Genomic DNA, 16,173 nt, shown 5'->3' with positions numbered 1-16,173 from the left:
ATTTTTATTTTGATATACCAAAAAACATTCATAGCTTTGCAGCACGTTTGTTAATGATAGGTAAGCTTCTACACATTTTCTTATTTATTAAAGTAATCTAAGACACATACCAACGTGGAAAAACAAATTTATTCTTACGAAGAATCCTTTGAAGAATCTTTACGTTATTTCAAAGGAGACGAACTTGCTGCCAGAGTTTGGGTAAACAAATACGCAGTTAAGGATTCTTTCGGAAATATTTACGAGAAATCTCCGGAAGACATGCATTGGAGAATTGCAAATGAAGTGGCACGTATCGAAGCCAAGTATACAAATGGCCTTAGTGCAGAAGAATTATTCAACCTGCTCGACCACTTTAAATACATTGTTCCCCAGGGTAGCCCAATGACAGGTATTGGTAATGACTATCAAGTAGCTTCATTATCCAACTGTTTCGTAATTGGAGTAGATGGTGCAGCTGACTCCTATGGTGCTATCATCAAAATTGACGAAGAGCAAGTACAATTAATGAAAAGACGTGGGGGTGTAGGTCATGATCTTTCACATATCCGCCCTAAAGGCTCTCCGGTAAAAAACTCGGCACTGACTTCCACTGGATTGGTTCCTTTCATGGAACGTTATTCTAACTCCACCCGCGAAGTGGCACAGGACGGACGTCGGGGTGCATTAATGTTGAGCGTATCTATCAAACATCCGGATTCAGAAGCATTTATTGACGCTAAGATGACGGAAGGAAAAGTAACCGGAGCCAATGTTTCCGTAAAATTGGACGATGCATTTATGCAGGCCGCAGTAGAAGAGAAACCTTACATACAGCAATATCCGATTGATTCGGCCAATCCAACTACCACTAAAGAAATTGATGCTTCTACCTTATGGAAAAAGATAGTGCACAATGCATGGAAATCAGCAGAACCGGGTGTATTGTTTTGGGATACAATTATCCGCGAGTCTGTACCCGATTGTTATGTAGACCTGGGATACAAAACCGTTTCGACTAATCCTTGCGGCGAAATCCCTTTATGCCCTTACGACTCTTGCCGTTTGCTGGCTATCAACCTTTACTCATACGTGGTTAATCCGTTCAAGCCAGATGCTTACTTCGATTTCGATCTGTTCAAGAAACATGTGGCACTTGCGCAGCGTATCATGGATGATATTATCGACCTTGAACTTGAAAAGATCGAGCGTATCATGAAGAAAATAGACGAGGACCCAGAAAACAGTGAGGTAAAACGTACCGAACGCGAACTATGGGAAAAGATCTATAAGAAGAGCGGTCAGGGAAGACGTACCGGTGTAGGTATTACCGCCGAAGGTGACATGCTTGCCGCGTTGGGTCTGCGATACGGTACAGAAGAAGCGACGGAATTCTCTGAAGAAGTTCATAAAACTGTAGCTCTTTGCGCTTATCGCTCGTCAGTGGAAATGGCCAAAGAACGCGGTGCCTTTGAAATATACGATACAGAACGCGAAAAGAATAACCCGTTCATCAATCGTTTGCGCGAAGCAGATCCGGAACTGTATGAAGATATGAAAAAGTACGGACGCCGTAACATAGCCTGTCTTACTATCGCTCCAACCGGAACAACAAGTCTGATGACGCAAACAACTTCGGGCATAGAGCCTGTGTTCCTGCCTGTATACAAACGTCGCAGAAAAGTAAATCCGAACGATACCAATGTCCATGTTGACTTTGTAGACGAAACGGGAGATGCCTTTGAAGAATATATCGTATTCCATCATAAGTTTGTGACCTGGATGGAAGCTAACGGATACGACCCTGCTAAACGTTATTCTCAGGAGGAGGTTGACGAACTGGTAAGCAAATCACCCTATAATAAAGCTACTTCTAACGACGTAGACTGGTTAATGAAGGTAAAGATGCAAGGACGTATCCAGAAATGGGTAGACCACTCCATCAGTGTAACTATTAATCTGCCAAACGATGTAGACGAGGATCTCGTAAACCGTTTGTATGTGGAAGCTTGGAAATCGGGCTGTAAAGGTTGTACAGTATACCGCGACGGTTCACGTTCAGGAGTATTGATCTCTGCCAAACCTGAAAAGAAAGAGGGCTTGCCTCCTTGCAAACCACCTACCGTAGTTGAAACCCGCCCATCTGTATTGGAAGCCGACGTAGTACGTTTCCAGAATAATAAAGAGAAATGGGTAGCATTGGTAGGTTTACTTGATGGACATCCTTATGAAATATTCACCGGTTTGCAGGATGATGACGAAGGTATCTTCATTCCGAAGAGTGTTGTTGCAGGCCGTATCATTAAGAATGTAGACGAAAACGGAAACAAACGCTACGACTTCCAGTTTGAGAACAAGCGCGGATACAAGATGACAATCGAAGGTCTGTCCGAGAAGTTTAACAAGGAATACTGGAACTATGCAAAACTGATTTCCGGAGTGCTTCGTTACAGAATGCCAATTGAACAGGTTATCAAACTGGTAGGTTCCCTGCAACTGGATAGTGAAAATATCAATACCTGGAAAAATGGTGTGGAACGTGCATTGAAGAAATATATCCAGGATGGTACGGAAGCCAAAGGTAAGAAATGCCCGAACTGCGGAAACGAAACACTGGTTTATCAGGAAGGATGCCTGATATGTACGACGTGTGGGGCTTCAAGGTGTGGGTAAATTGATATTCTTTCTTTTGCCTTGATGCAAAAGAAAGAACCAAAGAAAAAATCAAGGCTGCATTTACTTCGCTACAAAACTCCGGTAAAAAGCTAAAGGGGCTCGAACTCGCTTCGCTCAGACAATCGCCCCTTTGACGCTTTTTGCCGGAGTTTTGTTTAACGCTACGTAAATGAGGCCGAGGAACCATTCGGCAGGAATGCGCTGATATGGTATGAATGAGACTAAATCATGGAGCGATTTATTTGCTATCTGTTACAGAATAAAAGATAGATAGGTTCTAAGATTCTATCTGCAAATAGAATCTTAAAACATAACCAAAAGAATCAAACAATCCCCCTGCCCTATCATAACCGTTGCGGCCTCATTTTTTCTCCGTTAAGCGAACGCCCGTAGTGAAGCGTTAAAAAGGGGCGATTGTCTGAGCGAAGCGAGTTCGAGCCCCTTTAGCGGAACGAAGGAAGTGAGTAGGAGAAAAAATGCAGCCTTGATCTTTTCTTTTGGTATCTTTTCTTTTGGTATCTTTTCTTTTGCATCAAGGCAAAAGAAAAGTACATCCCAACACAAACGTTTGCATAACATTTTAAATTACTTCTAAGAATTCAGATACACAATATATAAAAAGAATGTCTTATACTTGCATAATCAATCGTTCATAATCAAAATCTAATATATATGATAGTATCATTTAATATTGAATATCGTACCAGCTGGGGAGAAGAAGTAAGAGTCACGGGCTCCATCCCCGAATTGGGAGAAGACAATCCCGAATGCTCCATTCCCCTTCACACTGTAGATGGAATTCACTGGACAGCAGAGACTGAAATACAAGTCCCCAATGAAGCATTTGTGAACTATAGTTATCTCATCTGGCAAGACGGGAAAGTGGTCCGCAATGAGTGGAATAGTTTTCCCCGCCGCCTATATCTAACAGGTGACAGTAAGAAAAGATACTGCATCAATGACTGCTGGAAGAATCTTCCGGAACAGCAGTACTTCTATAGTTCAGCTTTCACTGAATCATTGCTGGCACATCACAGTAAAGCCGGTGTACCTCAAAGTTACAAAAAAAGCCTGGTGATAAAAGCATATGCTCCACGCATCAACGAAGACTATTGTGTGGCTATCTGTGGCAATCAGAAAGTATTGGGTGATTGGAATCCTGACAAAGCATTGCTAATGAGTGATATCAATTTCCCAGAGTGGCAGGCCGAGATGGATGCAAGCAAACTTAAATTCCCATTGGAATACAAATTCGTTCTCTACAATAAAAAGGAGAAACGTGCCGAAACATGGGAAAATAATCCAAATCGCTATATGGCTAACCCGGAATTGAAAGCGAACGAAACGCTTGTCATCTCCGACCGGTACGTCTATTTTAATATCCCCGCATGGAAAGGTGCCGGCGTAGCTGTGCCCGTATTCTCGTTAAAATCAGAAAAAAGCTTTGGCGTAGGAGACTTCGGAGACCTGAAACGTATGGTTGACTGGGCTGTAAGTACGAACCAGAAAATAGTACAGATCCTGCCAATTAACGATACGACGATGACTCACACCTGGACGGATTCTTATCCGTACAACAGCATCTCTATCTATGCCTTTCACCCCATGTATGCCGATCTCAAAAAGATGGGTACACTGAAAGACAAAAAAGTAGCTGCCGCCTTTAATCAAAAGCAGAAAGAGCTAAATGTACTTTCTACAATAGACTATGAAGCAGTGAATCAGACAAAGTGGGAATACTTCCGTCTCATCTTCCGTCAGGAAGGTGAAAAGGTGTTAGCTTCCAAAGCATTCAAGAAATTCTTTGAAGCCAACAAAGAGTGGTTGCAGCCATACGCTGTATTCAGTTATCTGCGCGATGCTTTCAAAACGCCTGACTTCCGCGAATGGACCCGCCATAACGTATACAACGCAGAGGAGATAGAAAAGATGTGTCAACCGGGATCTGTCGATTATCCCTTTATCTCAATCTATTTCTATATCCAATTCAACCTACACCTGCAATTGCTTGAAGCAACTACATATGCCCGTGAAAACGGGGTAGTACTGAAAGGTGACATTCCTATCGGTATCAGCCGTAACAGTGTGGAAGCCTGGACGGAACCCTATTATTTCAACCTAAACGGACAAGCTGGTGCCCCACCCGATGATTTCTCTGTAAACGGACAAAACTGGGGATTCCCAACCTATAATTGGGATGTTATGGAGCAAGATGGTTACAGCTGGTGGATGAAACGTTTCCGGAAAATGGCGGAATACTTCGATGCCTACCGCATTGACCATATTCTGGGCTTCTTCCGCATTTGGGAGATACCGATGCATGCCGTTCACGGACTGTTAGGACAGTTTGTACCCGCCCTGCCAATGAGCCGGGAAGAAATAGAAAGTTATGGACTTCCTTTCCGTGAAGAATTCCTGCAACCTTATATACACGAATATTTCCTGGGACAGTTATTCGGGCCACACACCGATTATGTGAAACAGACATTTATCGAGCCAACCGATACCTGGGAGGTATACCGTATGCGTGATGAGTTTGATACACAACGTAAAGTAGAAGCCTTCTTTGCCGGAAAAACTGATGAGGGCAGTATATGGATTCGTGACGGACTGTACGCACTGATCAGTGATGTATTGTTTGTGCCCGACCGCCAGGAAGCAGATAAATACCACCCGCGTATCAGCGTACAGCACGACTTTATCTACCGTTCACTAAACGACTGGGAAAAGGCTGCCTTCAACCGCTTGTACGATCAGTATTACTATCATCGCCATAACCAGTTCTGGCAGCAGCAAGCAATGAACAAGTTGCCACAGTTGACACAATCTACCCGTATGTTGGTATGCGGTGAAGATCTCGGCATGATCCCCGACTGCGTCCCGTGGGTAATGAACGACCTGCGCATTCTCAGTCTTGAGATACAGCGCATGCCAAAGAATCCAACTTATGAATTCGGTCATTTGAATGAGTATCCATACCGTTCTGTCTGCACCATCTCAACGCACGACATGTCTACTTTACGTGGCTGGTGGGAAGAAGATTATCAACAGACACAGCGTTACTACAATACCATGCTTGGTCATTATGGTGCCGCCCCGGCAGTAGCTACTCCGGAATTGTGCGAGGAAGTAGTCCGCAACCACCTGTACAGTAATTCCATCCTCTGTATCCTCTCTTTGCAGGACTGGTTGGCAATAGATGGAAAATGGCGCAACCCAAACGTACAGGAAGAACGTATCAATATACCTGCCAACCCACGGCACTATTGGCGCTATCGCATGCATCTGACGCTGGAGCAGTTGATGAAAGCAGAAAGCCTGAACGAGAAAATAAAAGAGTTGATTAAACAGACAGGAAGAAAGCCGGAAAAATAAGCTCCTGTCATCTCCTGATTTTCATAAAAAGCGCCTCTCCCTATTAAATCAACCGGGAGAGGCGTTGTTATTATCAAGATATCCTGTATCTTTGCGACTATAAAATGAGACAAACACAACAATGGAAGATAACAAAAGCAAACGCATTGACTTTGTAGACCTCACCAAGGGCGTTTGCATCATTTTAGTGGTTATTGCTCACATTGGCGGAGCATTTACCAGGTTTGATGAAGACTCCATGGTATCTTGTTTCCGCATGCCGCTTTATTTCTTCATATCCGGTATCTTCTTTAAATCTTATGAAGGCTTCTTAGGGTTCTTCCTTCGTAAAATCAACAAGCTACTTATCCCATTCACTTTTTTTTATGTCGGAGCTTTTCTGCTAAAGTATGTCGTATGGAAAATAGCCCCCGGTGTATTTCATCTGCCGGTGCAATGGAGTGAATTACTTGTTGTGTTTCACGGGCACGATTTAATCAAGTTCAACCCTCCTATCTGGTTTCTTATTGCACTGTTCAATTGTAATATTCTATTCTATTTACTCCATTTCTTACGAGACAGACACTTGAAACTGGTATTCGTTCTCACTCTGCTCATCGGAGCAATCGGTTTCTTTATGGGGAAATACCGTTTTGAGCTGCCACTGTATATAGATGTGGCCATGACAGCTCTGCCATTCTACGTTGCAGGTTTCTGGATACGCCGTTACAATTTCTTTCTCTTTCCGCATCGGCTCGACAAGCTGATCCCTCTGTTTATCATTGCCGCACTTGCCATCATGTATTTCGTTGCTTTCACCCCGGGGATGCGTACCAATAGTTATCATGGCAATATCTTCCAGTTCTATATAGCCGCTTTTGCCGGTATCTTTATGATTATGTTGCTGTGCAAGAGGGTGAAACACATACCTGTAGTCTCTTACTTAGGACGTTATTCGGTAATCACGCTTGGTATTCATGCACCGATACTTCATTTTTCCGATCAACTCGTATCACGGTATATTCATAACGAATGGGCATTAGCCTTCACGCTACTATTCATAACATTGGGCATCTGTATTGCCGTAACGCCCTTCTTCCTGAAAGTAATGCCCCAGGTGGTGGCACAGAAAGATTTGATAAGAATCAAGTAAGAGTTCTATCCGGTTTGTTGTATCTTTGTGAAAGTATTCATTTTTTCAAGCCTAAATACAGTCATGAATATAAACGCCAGTTATATACATTTAGAGAATATACTCTTCTTTGCCCATCACGGAGTAGCTACACAAGAAACGATTGTGGGGAATGAGTTTTATATTAACCTGAGATTAAAAGTAGATTTCGCACACGCCATTACGACAGATGCAGTAGAGGATACTGTGAGTTATGCCGACGTATATACCCTACTGAAAGAAGAAATGGGAATCCCCTCCAAGCTGCTGGAACATGTATGCGGACGTATTGCAGAAAGATTATTCCGGGATTTTCCTGCCATTGAAGAAGTAGAAATAAAGTTGTCCAAACGGAATCCACCCATGGGAGCAGATATTGATGCGGCAGGTGTGGAGATGTTTTGCACCAGAAAATGAGCGATGAGGGGGAAGAATTTCACCCCATTATTGAGTACTTTTCCCCGGCTCCGGGGAGGAATGTCCTCGGCTCCGGGGAGGAATGTCCTCGGCTCCGGGGAGGAAGCTGTTCCCCGGAGCCGGGAATATCAGTCAAGAATCGATTGAATTCAGCATGGGGATAACGCAGAAGGGAACTCATTTTTGAGTCCCCCCATCGCCTGCCGAACCTCCCCGTGCGGGAAGCACTACTTCTTTTTCTTCCGTTTGTTTACCGATGCTACCGCTTCGGTCACTACCGGTTTATTTTCAAACCGCTTGGTATAGCCGGAATAATCGGGATGAGTCCGTTCATAATCGGGATCCATAAACAGAGGACTTGATATGATATGATCAGCTGTAGAGCGGTTGCAACAGAATACAATGTTCTCCACACCAGCCAAACGGGTCAATGCTTTCACATCCGTGTCGTGTGGTTGCAGCGTCATCGGATCAGTAAAGAAGAACAGATAATCGATCTCTCCGTCCACAATACGCGAACCCATCTGCTGATCACCTCCCAACGGACCGGATTTCAGAATCGTAATATCCCATTCAACATCGGGATGCTTCTCTTTCAATGCTTCAAGAATCAGTGTGCCAGTTGTACCCGTACAATAGAACTTATGTCCCATCAACAGTTCTGAATTCCAAAGCACCCATTCAATCAGATCTCTTTTCATGGCATCATGTGCCACCAGACCTATTTTTCTTACTAACTTCTTTTCCATTTGCGTTATCCTTTAAAGTCAGACAATTGGGAGAAACGTTTCCGTCCCTTCACATAAAACTGCCACAAGATACTGCTTTTTATTCGTTCGGGAATAGAATCGACATAAGTTTTTCTCAGATTTTCTTCACGGGCCTTCAGGAAATAAGAACGAAGCCGCTTATATTCACTCCGTGCATGAAACACTGCCTTTACATTACCCAACTGCCCTTTCAATAAGTATTGAAGGGCGGCTACATAGTCGAGAAAAGCCCGTACGCGCATCACCTTATTCAGCTCCTGTGGAGGAAGATTTTTATAAAGCATGACAAGATTATTACGAAAATTGAGATAAGTCTTCCGCGGACTCTCTTTTTTCAAAGTTGCCGCCCCCACATGATAGACAACACTTTGAGGGATACAAACAATACTCTTCCCGCGTGAGCGAAGCCGCCAGCAAAGATCTATCTCCTCCATATGGGCAAAAAAGCGGGCATCGAGTCCACCCGCATCCATATAATCCGTCCGGCGGATAAACAAAGCTGCTCCCGTAGCCCAAAATACCGGAGTAATCGTATCATACTGTCCCCGGTCCTCTTCCACTTCATTCATCACACGCCCCCGGCAAAAAGGATAGCCGTAACGGTCTATGTATCCACCAGCCGCACCAGCATATTCAAACATCTGCTTCTGTCGCCAACTACGTATTTTGGGCTGGCAGGCAGCTACTTCAGGATGAGCATCCATATAGCTGACAAGTGGTTCGAGCCAATTCTCCGTTACTTCTACATCCGAATTAAGCAGAACCACATATTCTGCATCCACCTTTTGCAAAGCAAGATTGTATCCTTCTGCAAAGCCGTGGTTCTCTTCCAACAAGATCAAACGAGCCATTGGGAAATCATCCCGAAGCATGGCAACAGAAGAATCCGTAGAACCATTATCGGCCACACAAACCTCTATATCATCACTATCGGAATGGCAAAGTACCGACGGAAGAAAAGAGCGAAGCATTTCACAACCGTTCCAGTTTAATATAACAACAGATATCTTTTTCATCGTCTTTATAGAATAGTGCCTTCCAATGCTGTACCATCTTCATTAAGCTCTCCCAGCAATACATTGACCATTTTGTTATCCAACGAAGGGTCATTTTCCACTTCTACCCGGATATAATTGGCTGTAAAACCATGCATCGGCATGCCCGCCTTGGTCTTTTCCATAAGTACAGGCATTGTCTGCCCGATGTGACGGACATAAAAAGCCTGCGTTTTTTCGTCCGAAAGAGCCAGTAACCTCTGACTACGCTTATGCTTTTCTTCGGGAGCTACCACATAATCTATCTTCAAAGCCTGAGTACCGGGACGTTCCGAATAACTGAATACATGCAGCTGGGTCACGTCCAATCCGGCAATAAAGCGGTAGGCATCTTCAAAATATTCCTCCGTTTCGCCACGTGTACCCACAATTACATCTACTCCAATAAAGGCATCGGGCATCACTTCCTTGATCTTCTTTATTTTGGAAGCAAACAAAGCCGTGTCATAACGACGCCGCATTAACTTCAGTACATCATCCGATCCGGATTGCAAGGGTATATGGAAATGTGGCATGAATCTGCGGGAATGGGATACGAATTCAATAATTTCATCCGTCAGCAAATTGGGTTCTATGGAAGAAATCCGATAACGCTCAATGCCTTCCACTTCATCCAGCGCTTTCACCAGATCAAAGAAAATCTCTCCGGTAGTTTTACCAAAATCACCAATATTCACACCTGTAAGTACAATCTCTTTTCCACCTTCGGCAGCTGCCTGACGAGCTTGCTCTACCATAGAAGCAATCGTTCCGTTCCGGCTCCGCCCGCGGGCAAAGGGAATCGTACAATAAGAGCAGAAATAATCACAGCCATCCTGTACCTTCAGGAAAAAACGGGTACGATCCCCGCGTGAACATGAAGGTGCAAACGAACGAATATCTTTTGTAGCCGTTGTATACGCTTCTCCGGCTTCATGCTTTTGCAAATCGCCCAAATACTGAAGCAGATCCTTCTTTTGCTCAGCGCCCAGCACAACATCAACTCCCTCAATCTTCGCCACATCGCCCGGCTTAAGCTGCGCATAACATCCCGTCACCACAACAAAAGCTCCCGGATGCTGTTTCACCAACCGATGAATAGCCTGCCGACATTTCTTATCTGCCATCTCCGTCACCGAACATGTATTAACCACACAAATATCCGCACGCTCACCTTTACGTGCCGTACGCACACCTGCTTCACGCAGGATTTTACCAATAGTCGAGGTCTCTGAGAAATTCAATTTGCAGCCTAAAGTATAGTAAACAGCTGTCTTATCCTGAAATACAGTGGTATCTATCATAATTTTAACAAACGCATATTGGATGCAAAGTTACACAATCTATGAGAATTAAGTATTAAAAATTAGGAATTAACAACTAAAGGATTTAACCTCTCCACAGACTTTAATTACTATTTTTTAATTCCTAATTAAATTATTATTCCTATTTTTGCACAATTCACTAAAAAACGTGCAATGATAAAAGAGAATTTTATTAAGCTATACGAAAATAGCTTTCAAGAAAACTGGGACCTGCCTTGTTATACCGACTATGACGAGGACTCTGGTTACACATACGGGCAAGTGGCTGAAGAGATAGCCCGCCTCCATCTATTATTCAGACATTGTAGCCTCCGACGTGGTGATAAAATAGCCGTTATCGGAAAAAATAATGCCCGATGGTGCATCGCTTATATGGCAACAATCACCTATGGCGCAATCATCGTGCCGATTCTTCAGGACTTCAATCCGAACGATGTACACCATATTGTGAATCATTCGGAATCTGTTTTTCTCTTTACCAGCGATACCATTTGGGACAATCTCGAAGAAGAAAAACTGACCGGACTCCGCGGTGTATTTTCGCTTACTGATTTCCGCTGCCTGTATCAGCGCGACGGCGAAACGATACAGAAATTCATCAAACATCTGGACAATGAAATGCACCGTGCATACCCCAAAGGATTCCACCGGGAAGATGTGCAATATACCACGCTTTCCAACGATAAAGTCATGTTGCTGAACTATACCTCCGGTACCACAGGCTTCAGTAAAGGCGTCATGCTGACAGGAAACAATCTTGCAGGAAATGTCACCTTCGGAATCCGCACCGAATTACTGAAAAAAGGAGATAAAGTACTCTCCTTCCTTCCGTTAGCACATGCTTATGGTTGTGCGTTCGATTTTCTGACGGCCACGGCTGTAGGTACGCACGTCACCCTGCTCGGCAAAACCCCTTCTCCGAAGATCATAATGAAAGCTTTCGAGGAAGTAAAACCCAATCTGATAATCACTGTTCCGCTCGTTATCGAAAAGATATACAAAAATACAATCCAGCCTCTTATCAATAAAAAAGGTATGAAATGGGCATTAAGTATACCCTTACTTGATAGCCAGATTTATGGTCAGATTCGTAAAAAGCTGATCGATGCATTAGGAGGACGTTTCAAAGAAATTATCATTGGCGGAGCCGCTATGAACCCGGAAGTAGAAGAATTCTTTCACAAGATCAAATTCCCATTTACTATTGGTTACGGAATGACAGAATGCGGTCCGCTCATCAGTTATGCCCCATGGAATGAATTTATCCCTACCTCTTCCGGTAAGATACTTGACATTATGGAAGCACGCATTTACAAAGAAAATCCCGAAGCCGAAACAGGAGAAATCCAGGTACGGGGTGAGAATGTTATGACCGGTTATTACAAAAATCCGGATGCTACCAAGGAAGTATTCACCGAAGACGGTTGGCTGCGTACAGGTGACTTGGGAACCATGGATGCCAATGGCAATATCTTCATTCGCGGACGATTGAAAACAATGATTTTAAGTTCGAGCGGACAAAATATATTCCCGGAAGAAATCGAAGCCAAACTAAATAACCTGCCTTTCATTCTCGAAAGTCTTGTTATTGAAAGAAATAAGAAGTTGGTAGCCCTTGTATATGCAGATTACGAGTCTTTAGATTCATTAGGCCTCAATCAACCGGACAATTTAAAGACCATCATGGATGAAAATCTGAAGAATCTGAATGCAACTGTAGCCAACTATGAGAAGATAAGTCAAATACAACTCTACCCAACAGAATTTGAAAAAACACCTAAGAGAAGTATTAAACGCTATCTATATAATAGTATAGCAGTGAATTAGGTATGTTTTAAAACATGTTGTGAGACAAATAGAAAGTGTACTTCAAAAAAAAATATAAAAAAAGTTGGCTTTTCGAGAACAACGTATTCTAAAAGTACATATCTTTGCAGCGTTTTAATAAGCAATTGATTGTATTACAGATTTTAAAAGCAAAGAAAATGAAAAAATTAGTTTTAGTATTCGCAGCTATCGCAGCAGTATCATTCGCATCTTGTGGAAACAAAGCAGCTGACGCAGCAAAAGCAGAAGCAGATTCTATCCGTATCGCTGACTCAATCGCAGCAGTAGAAGCAGCAGCAGCTGAAGCAGCAGCAGCAATGGATACAGTAACTGTTGATAGCGTAACAGTAACAGAAACTGTAGTAGCTGAATAATTTTAGCTCTGAGAGAATTGAAAGTCTGGCGTGTAAAACACGAACAGACTTTTTTTTGTGCCTTAACCTCCCCCTTTCCGCCCAACATAAAAAAAAATACACTTAGCAGGTACTCGATATATACCCCATATTGAATATTTCCAATTAACACTATTAACAGATATCTGAAATACAGAAATTCTTTATTATAAAAGTACGTACTTTACATACTCAAGAATACGTTTCTCTGGAACATAAAAGTACCTATTTAACACTCTATTAAATACTATTCTTTATATCGGATACATTAGATTATTTCCAAATTGAATATCAACCAATTACAGTTAAACAAGACTTTTCTTCCACCTCATCCTACAAATCTTCAAAAGAGATAGTTATCTTTTAAGCAAGCTCCCCTCCCCCTAACCTTGGCACATAAAAAAAGCCCAATCTCTTTCGAGATCAGGCTTCTTTATATTTAGTAAGTTCCAAATCTTATTCAGCAACCACTTCAAAAGGAATTTCTACAGAAACTTCCTTATGCAGTTTTACGATAGCCTTATAAGAACCAACTTCTTTTACTGCATCTTTTACTACGATTATCTTTCTGTCGATTTCGTGGCCTAACTTTGCCAGTGCTTCAGCAATCTGAATGTTACTTACAGAACCGAAAATAGTTCCCGTAGAGCTAACTTTAGTTGCAATAGTCAGAGAAACACCCTCCAATTTAGCAGCAATTGCTTCAGCATCTTTCTTGATTTTCTCAAGTTTATGAGCACGCTGTTTCAAGTCTTCAGCCAACATTTTCTTTGCAGAAGGAGAAGCGATGATAGCTTTTCCAGTCGGGATCAAATAGTTACGACCATAACCAGACTTAACAGTTACGATGTCATTCTTATAACCCAAGTTTACTACGTCTTCTTTCAATATAATTTCCATACTTTTCCTCCTTCTTATTTCATCATGTCAGTTACATAAGGCAATAATGCCAGGTGACGTGCTCTCTTCACAGCCTGCGCAATACGACGTTGGAACTTCAAAGAAGTACCTGTGATACGGCGCGGAAGGATTTTACCCTGTTCATTCAAGAATTTCTTCAAGAATTCAGGATCTTTGTAGTCGATATAACGAATACCACTCTTTTTGAAACGGCAGTATTTTTTCTTCTTAACGTCTACTGAAGGCGGAGTCAAATATCTGATTTCTGATTGAACTTGTTGTGCCATGATTAATCCTCCTTTTTGCTTGATTTAACACTTCTTCTTTTTGCAGCATATTCTGCAGCGTACTTATCCATCTTGAAAGTCAAGAAACGGATAACACGTTCGTCACGACGGAAATTCAACTCCAACTTGTCAATGACAGTCGGATCTGCGTTGAACTCGATTAGTTGATAGAAACCTGTAGACTTCTTCTGGATAGGATAAGCCAACTTCTTCAGTCCCCAGTTCTCTTCATTGATAATCTCAGCACCCTCAGCCTGGAGGATACCTTTGAATTTTTCTACCGCTTCCTTCATCTGAACATCAGATAAAACGGGAGTTAAAATGAAAACGGTTTCGTATTGATTCATACTCGTTTAATTAAATAAATAAATTATTTGATTTAAAAATGCGGGTGCAAAGTTAGGCATTTTATTGTGAACTACAAACTTTTAATCTTTTTTTGTATCACAAGATAGGAATTTACACAGAAGAGCTATACCTTTGCAAAGTTGTTGAAACAATAATTTCATGATAGAACAATTTAACTTTGACATCCGGCTTATTTTTGCCATTCTTAATGGCAAAGTTTCCGCGGCTATAAACCGGAAACTGTATCGTAACTTCCGTCAGGGCGGTTTGGAAATCAGTCCTGAACAATGGACCGTACTCATTTTTCTTTGGGAAAAAGACGGAGTTACACAACAAGAGTTGTGTAATGCAACTTTTAAAGATAAACCCAGTATGACCCGATTGATAGATAATATGGAACGTCAACATCTGGTTGTCCGCATTTCGGACAAAAAAGACCGCCGTACCAATCTCATCCACTTAACCAAAACCGGCAAGGAGCTGGAAGAAGAAGCACGCATTATAGCCAATCGTACCCTTATGGAAGCCCTAAAAGGCATCAGTGTGGAAGAATTAAGTGTGAGCCAGGAGGTCTTGAGAAAAATATTCTTCAATACAAAAGATTAAGCACCGGTAAGTATGTAAAAACAGACTATTTACGCTGATTAATAGTTTTTTTGCATAAATAATTTCGCCCGTTAAAGAATTATGCTTTAATTTGTGACCATGAATAAAATAATCTATTAAAATACACACACATGAAAGTCTTATTAAAGAATTTAGGATTAATATTAATTTTGGTCGGAGTAATCATTCTGATCGCCTGCTCCCTGACTGGTAATGTAAATAACAATACTATTTTGGGAACTTCTGTACTTTTAGTAGTACTGGGTCTTGTTTCTTATATTGTCATCAATAAGAAAATAGCAGATTAATATTTTAATGGAATTAAAAAAAGGTCCGGAAATGAATATTTCCGGACCTTTTTTAGTTTCGTTTCTCCTCTTCTTCTTAGTTTTCAACTTCGGGAGTAATTAATTTGTATCCTTTTCCATGAATGTTGATAATCTCAATAGAGTCATCTTCTTTCAGGTGTTTACGCAATTTAGTGATGTACACATCCATACTACGCGCATTGAAATAGTTGTCATCAATCCAGATAGTCTTTAAAGCGAAGTCACGTTGCAAAATTTCGTTAGCATGTGCACAAAGCAAACCAAGTAACTCAGATTCTTTGGTAGTCAGTTTCGTCTGCTTTCCTTCTGAAGCAAGAATCTGCTTCTGAGTATCAAAGGTAAACTTACCAATCTTATAGATGTTACTTTCCTTATTTTTCTTTCCGCGTACGCGTCTCAGAATAGCTTCGATTCTGAAAGTAAGTTCTTCCATACTAAACGGCTTGGTGATATAATCATCCGCACCAATTTTAAATCCTTCCAGAATATCTTCTTTCAGTGTTTTTGCAGTCAGGAAGATAATAGGAATTTCGGCATTAGCAGCACGAACATCCTGTGCCAAAGTAAATCCGTCTTTTTTAGGCATCATTACGTCAAACACGCACAAGTCATATTTATTCTTCAAGAAAGCCTTATAACCAGCTTCCCCATCGGGATACAACTCAGCAGAATAACCTTTTGCCTGTAAATATTCTCTTAAAAGCATGCCAAGATTTTCATCATCTTCGCACAATAAAATACGCAGTTTCTCGTCCATA

Annotated in this window: 15 protein-coding genes; 8 read left to right on the top strand and 7 right to left on the bottom strand. The window is 41.9% G+C overall.

All coding sequences use genetic code 11. From position 1 onward, the window contains the following. Positions 1-114: 114 nt before the first annotated feature. From VCM39_RS04515 to folB, 4 genes are all read left to right on the top strand, one after another. A complete protein-coding gene (locus tag VCM39_RS04515; RefSeq protein ID WP_322933161.1) occupies positions 115-2,652 on the top strand; it encodes an adenosylcobalamin-dependent ribonucleoside-diphosphate reductase in 2,538 nt (845 codons plus the stop codon). 675 nt (positions 2,653-3,327) lie between these two features. Next, a complete protein-coding gene (locus tag VCM39_RS04510) occupies positions 3,328-6,030 on the top strand; it encodes a 4-alpha-glucanotransferase (protein WP_322933162.1) in 2,703 nt (900 codons plus the stop codon). 121 nt (positions 6,031-6,151) lie between these two features. After that, on the top strand, positions 6,152-7,162 hold the full coding sequence (locus VCM39_RS04505) for an acyltransferase (RefSeq protein WP_322933163.1): 1,011 nt from the start codon (positions 6,152-6,154) through the stop codon (positions 7,160-7,162). 63 nt (positions 7,163-7,225) lie between these two features. Next, positions 7,226-7,597: a dihydroneopterin aldolase gene (folB, locus tag VCM39_RS04500; RefSeq protein ID WP_322933164.1), complete on the top strand. Its 372-nt coding sequence runs from the start codon at positions 7,226-7,228 to the stop codon at positions 7,595-7,597. A gap of 227 nt (positions 7,598-7,824) precedes the next feature. Here the strand turns inward: folB and VCM39_RS04495 are convergent, their stop codons facing one another. Genes VCM39_RS04495 through mtaB form a run of 3 tightly spaced genes read right to left on the bottom strand, consistent with a single transcriptional unit; the run spans position 7,825 to position 10,705 of the window. Beyond that, positions 7,825-8,346: a methylglyoxal synthase gene (locus VCM39_RS04495; protein ID WP_221649519.1), complete on the bottom strand. Its 522-nt coding sequence runs from the start codon at positions 8,344-8,346 to the stop codon at positions 7,825-7,827. A 5-nt stretch (positions 8,347-8,351) separates the two neighbouring features. Beyond that, on the bottom strand, positions 8,352-9,383 hold the full coding sequence (locus tag VCM39_RS04490; protein WP_322933165.1) for a glycosyltransferase family 2 protein: 1,032 nt from the start codon (positions 9,381-9,383) through the stop codon (positions 8,352-8,354). Between the two features lie 5 nt (positions 9,384-9,388). Next, positions 9,389-10,705, bottom strand: coding sequence for a tRNA (N(6)-L-threonylcarbamoyladenosine(37)-C(2))-methylthiotransferase MtaB (gene mtaB / locus VCM39_RS04485; RefSeq protein WP_322933166.1), 1,317 nt, complete (start codon positions 10,703-10,705; stop codon positions 9,389-9,391). A 174-nt stretch (positions 10,706-10,879) separates the two neighbouring features. Between mtaB and VCM39_RS04480 the strand changes: the two genes are divergently transcribed. Beyond that, positions 10,880-12,553, top strand: coding sequence for a long-chain fatty acid--CoA ligase (locus VCM39_RS04480; RefSeq protein WP_221649516.1), 1,674 nt, complete (start codon positions 10,880-10,882; stop codon positions 12,551-12,553). Positions 12,554-12,711: 158 nt separating this feature from the next. Continuing rightward, complete coding sequence (locus VCM39_RS04475; RefSeq protein ID WP_323673997.1) at positions 12,712-12,927, top strand: hypothetical protein; 216 nt, start codon at positions 12,712-12,714, stop codon at positions 12,925-12,927. 474 nt (positions 12,928-13,401) lie between these two features. Here VCM39_RS04475 and rplI read toward each other — a convergent pair whose 3' ends face one another. The 3 genes from rplI to rpsF are packed head-to-tail and all read right to left on the bottom strand — an operon-like array spanning position 13,402 to position 14,479. Then, positions 13,402-13,845, bottom strand: coding sequence for a 50S ribosomal protein L9 (rplI, locus tag VCM39_RS04470; protein WP_221649515.1), 444 nt, complete (start codon positions 13,843-13,845; stop codon positions 13,402-13,404). A 14-nt stretch (positions 13,846-13,859) separates the two neighbouring features. Continuing rightward, a complete protein-coding gene (gene rpsR, locus VCM39_RS04465) occupies positions 13,860-14,132 on the bottom strand; it encodes a 30S ribosomal protein S18 (RefSeq protein WP_002562536.1) in 273 nt (90 codons plus the stop codon). A 2-nt stretch (positions 14,133-14,134) separates the two neighbouring features. After that, positions 14,135-14,479, bottom strand: coding sequence for a 30S ribosomal protein S6 (gene rpsF / locus VCM39_RS04460; RefSeq protein WP_002562537.1), 345 nt, complete (start codon positions 14,477-14,479; stop codon positions 14,135-14,137). A 160-nt stretch (positions 14,480-14,639) separates the two neighbouring features. Between rpsF and VCM39_RS04455 the strand changes: the two genes are divergently transcribed. Both VCM39_RS04455 and VCM39_RS04450 read left to right on the top strand, forming a co-directional pair. After that, positions 14,640-15,086 carry a MarR family winged helix-turn-helix transcriptional regulator gene (locus tag VCM39_RS04455; RefSeq protein ID WP_221649514.1) on the top strand — a complete coding sequence of 149 codons (447 nt, stop codon included), beginning with the start codon at positions 14,640-14,642 and terminating at the stop codon, positions 15,084-15,086. A gap of 131 nt (positions 15,087-15,217) precedes the next feature. Next, positions 15,218-15,394, top strand: coding sequence for a hypothetical protein (locus VCM39_RS04450; RefSeq protein WP_221649513.1), 177 nt, complete (start codon positions 15,218-15,220; stop codon positions 15,392-15,394). Positions 15,395-15,470: 76 nt separating this feature from the next. On the opposite strand, the gene VCM39_RS04445 is transcribed toward VCM39_RS04450, so the two are convergent. Then, on the bottom strand, positions 15,471-16,172 hold the full coding sequence (locus VCM39_RS04445; protein WP_002562540.1) for a response regulator transcription factor: 702 nt from the start codon (positions 16,170-16,172) through the stop codon (positions 15,471-15,473). Position 16,173 lies beyond the last annotated feature (1 nt).

The sequence above is a fragment of the Bacteroides mucinivorans genome, assembly GCF_034654355.2.
GTDB classification, from domain to species: Bacteria; Bacteroidota; Bacteroidia; order Bacteroidales; family Bacteroidaceae; genus Bacteroides; species Bacteroides nordii.
This window is presented reverse-complemented; position numbering and strand designations above follow the sequence as displayed.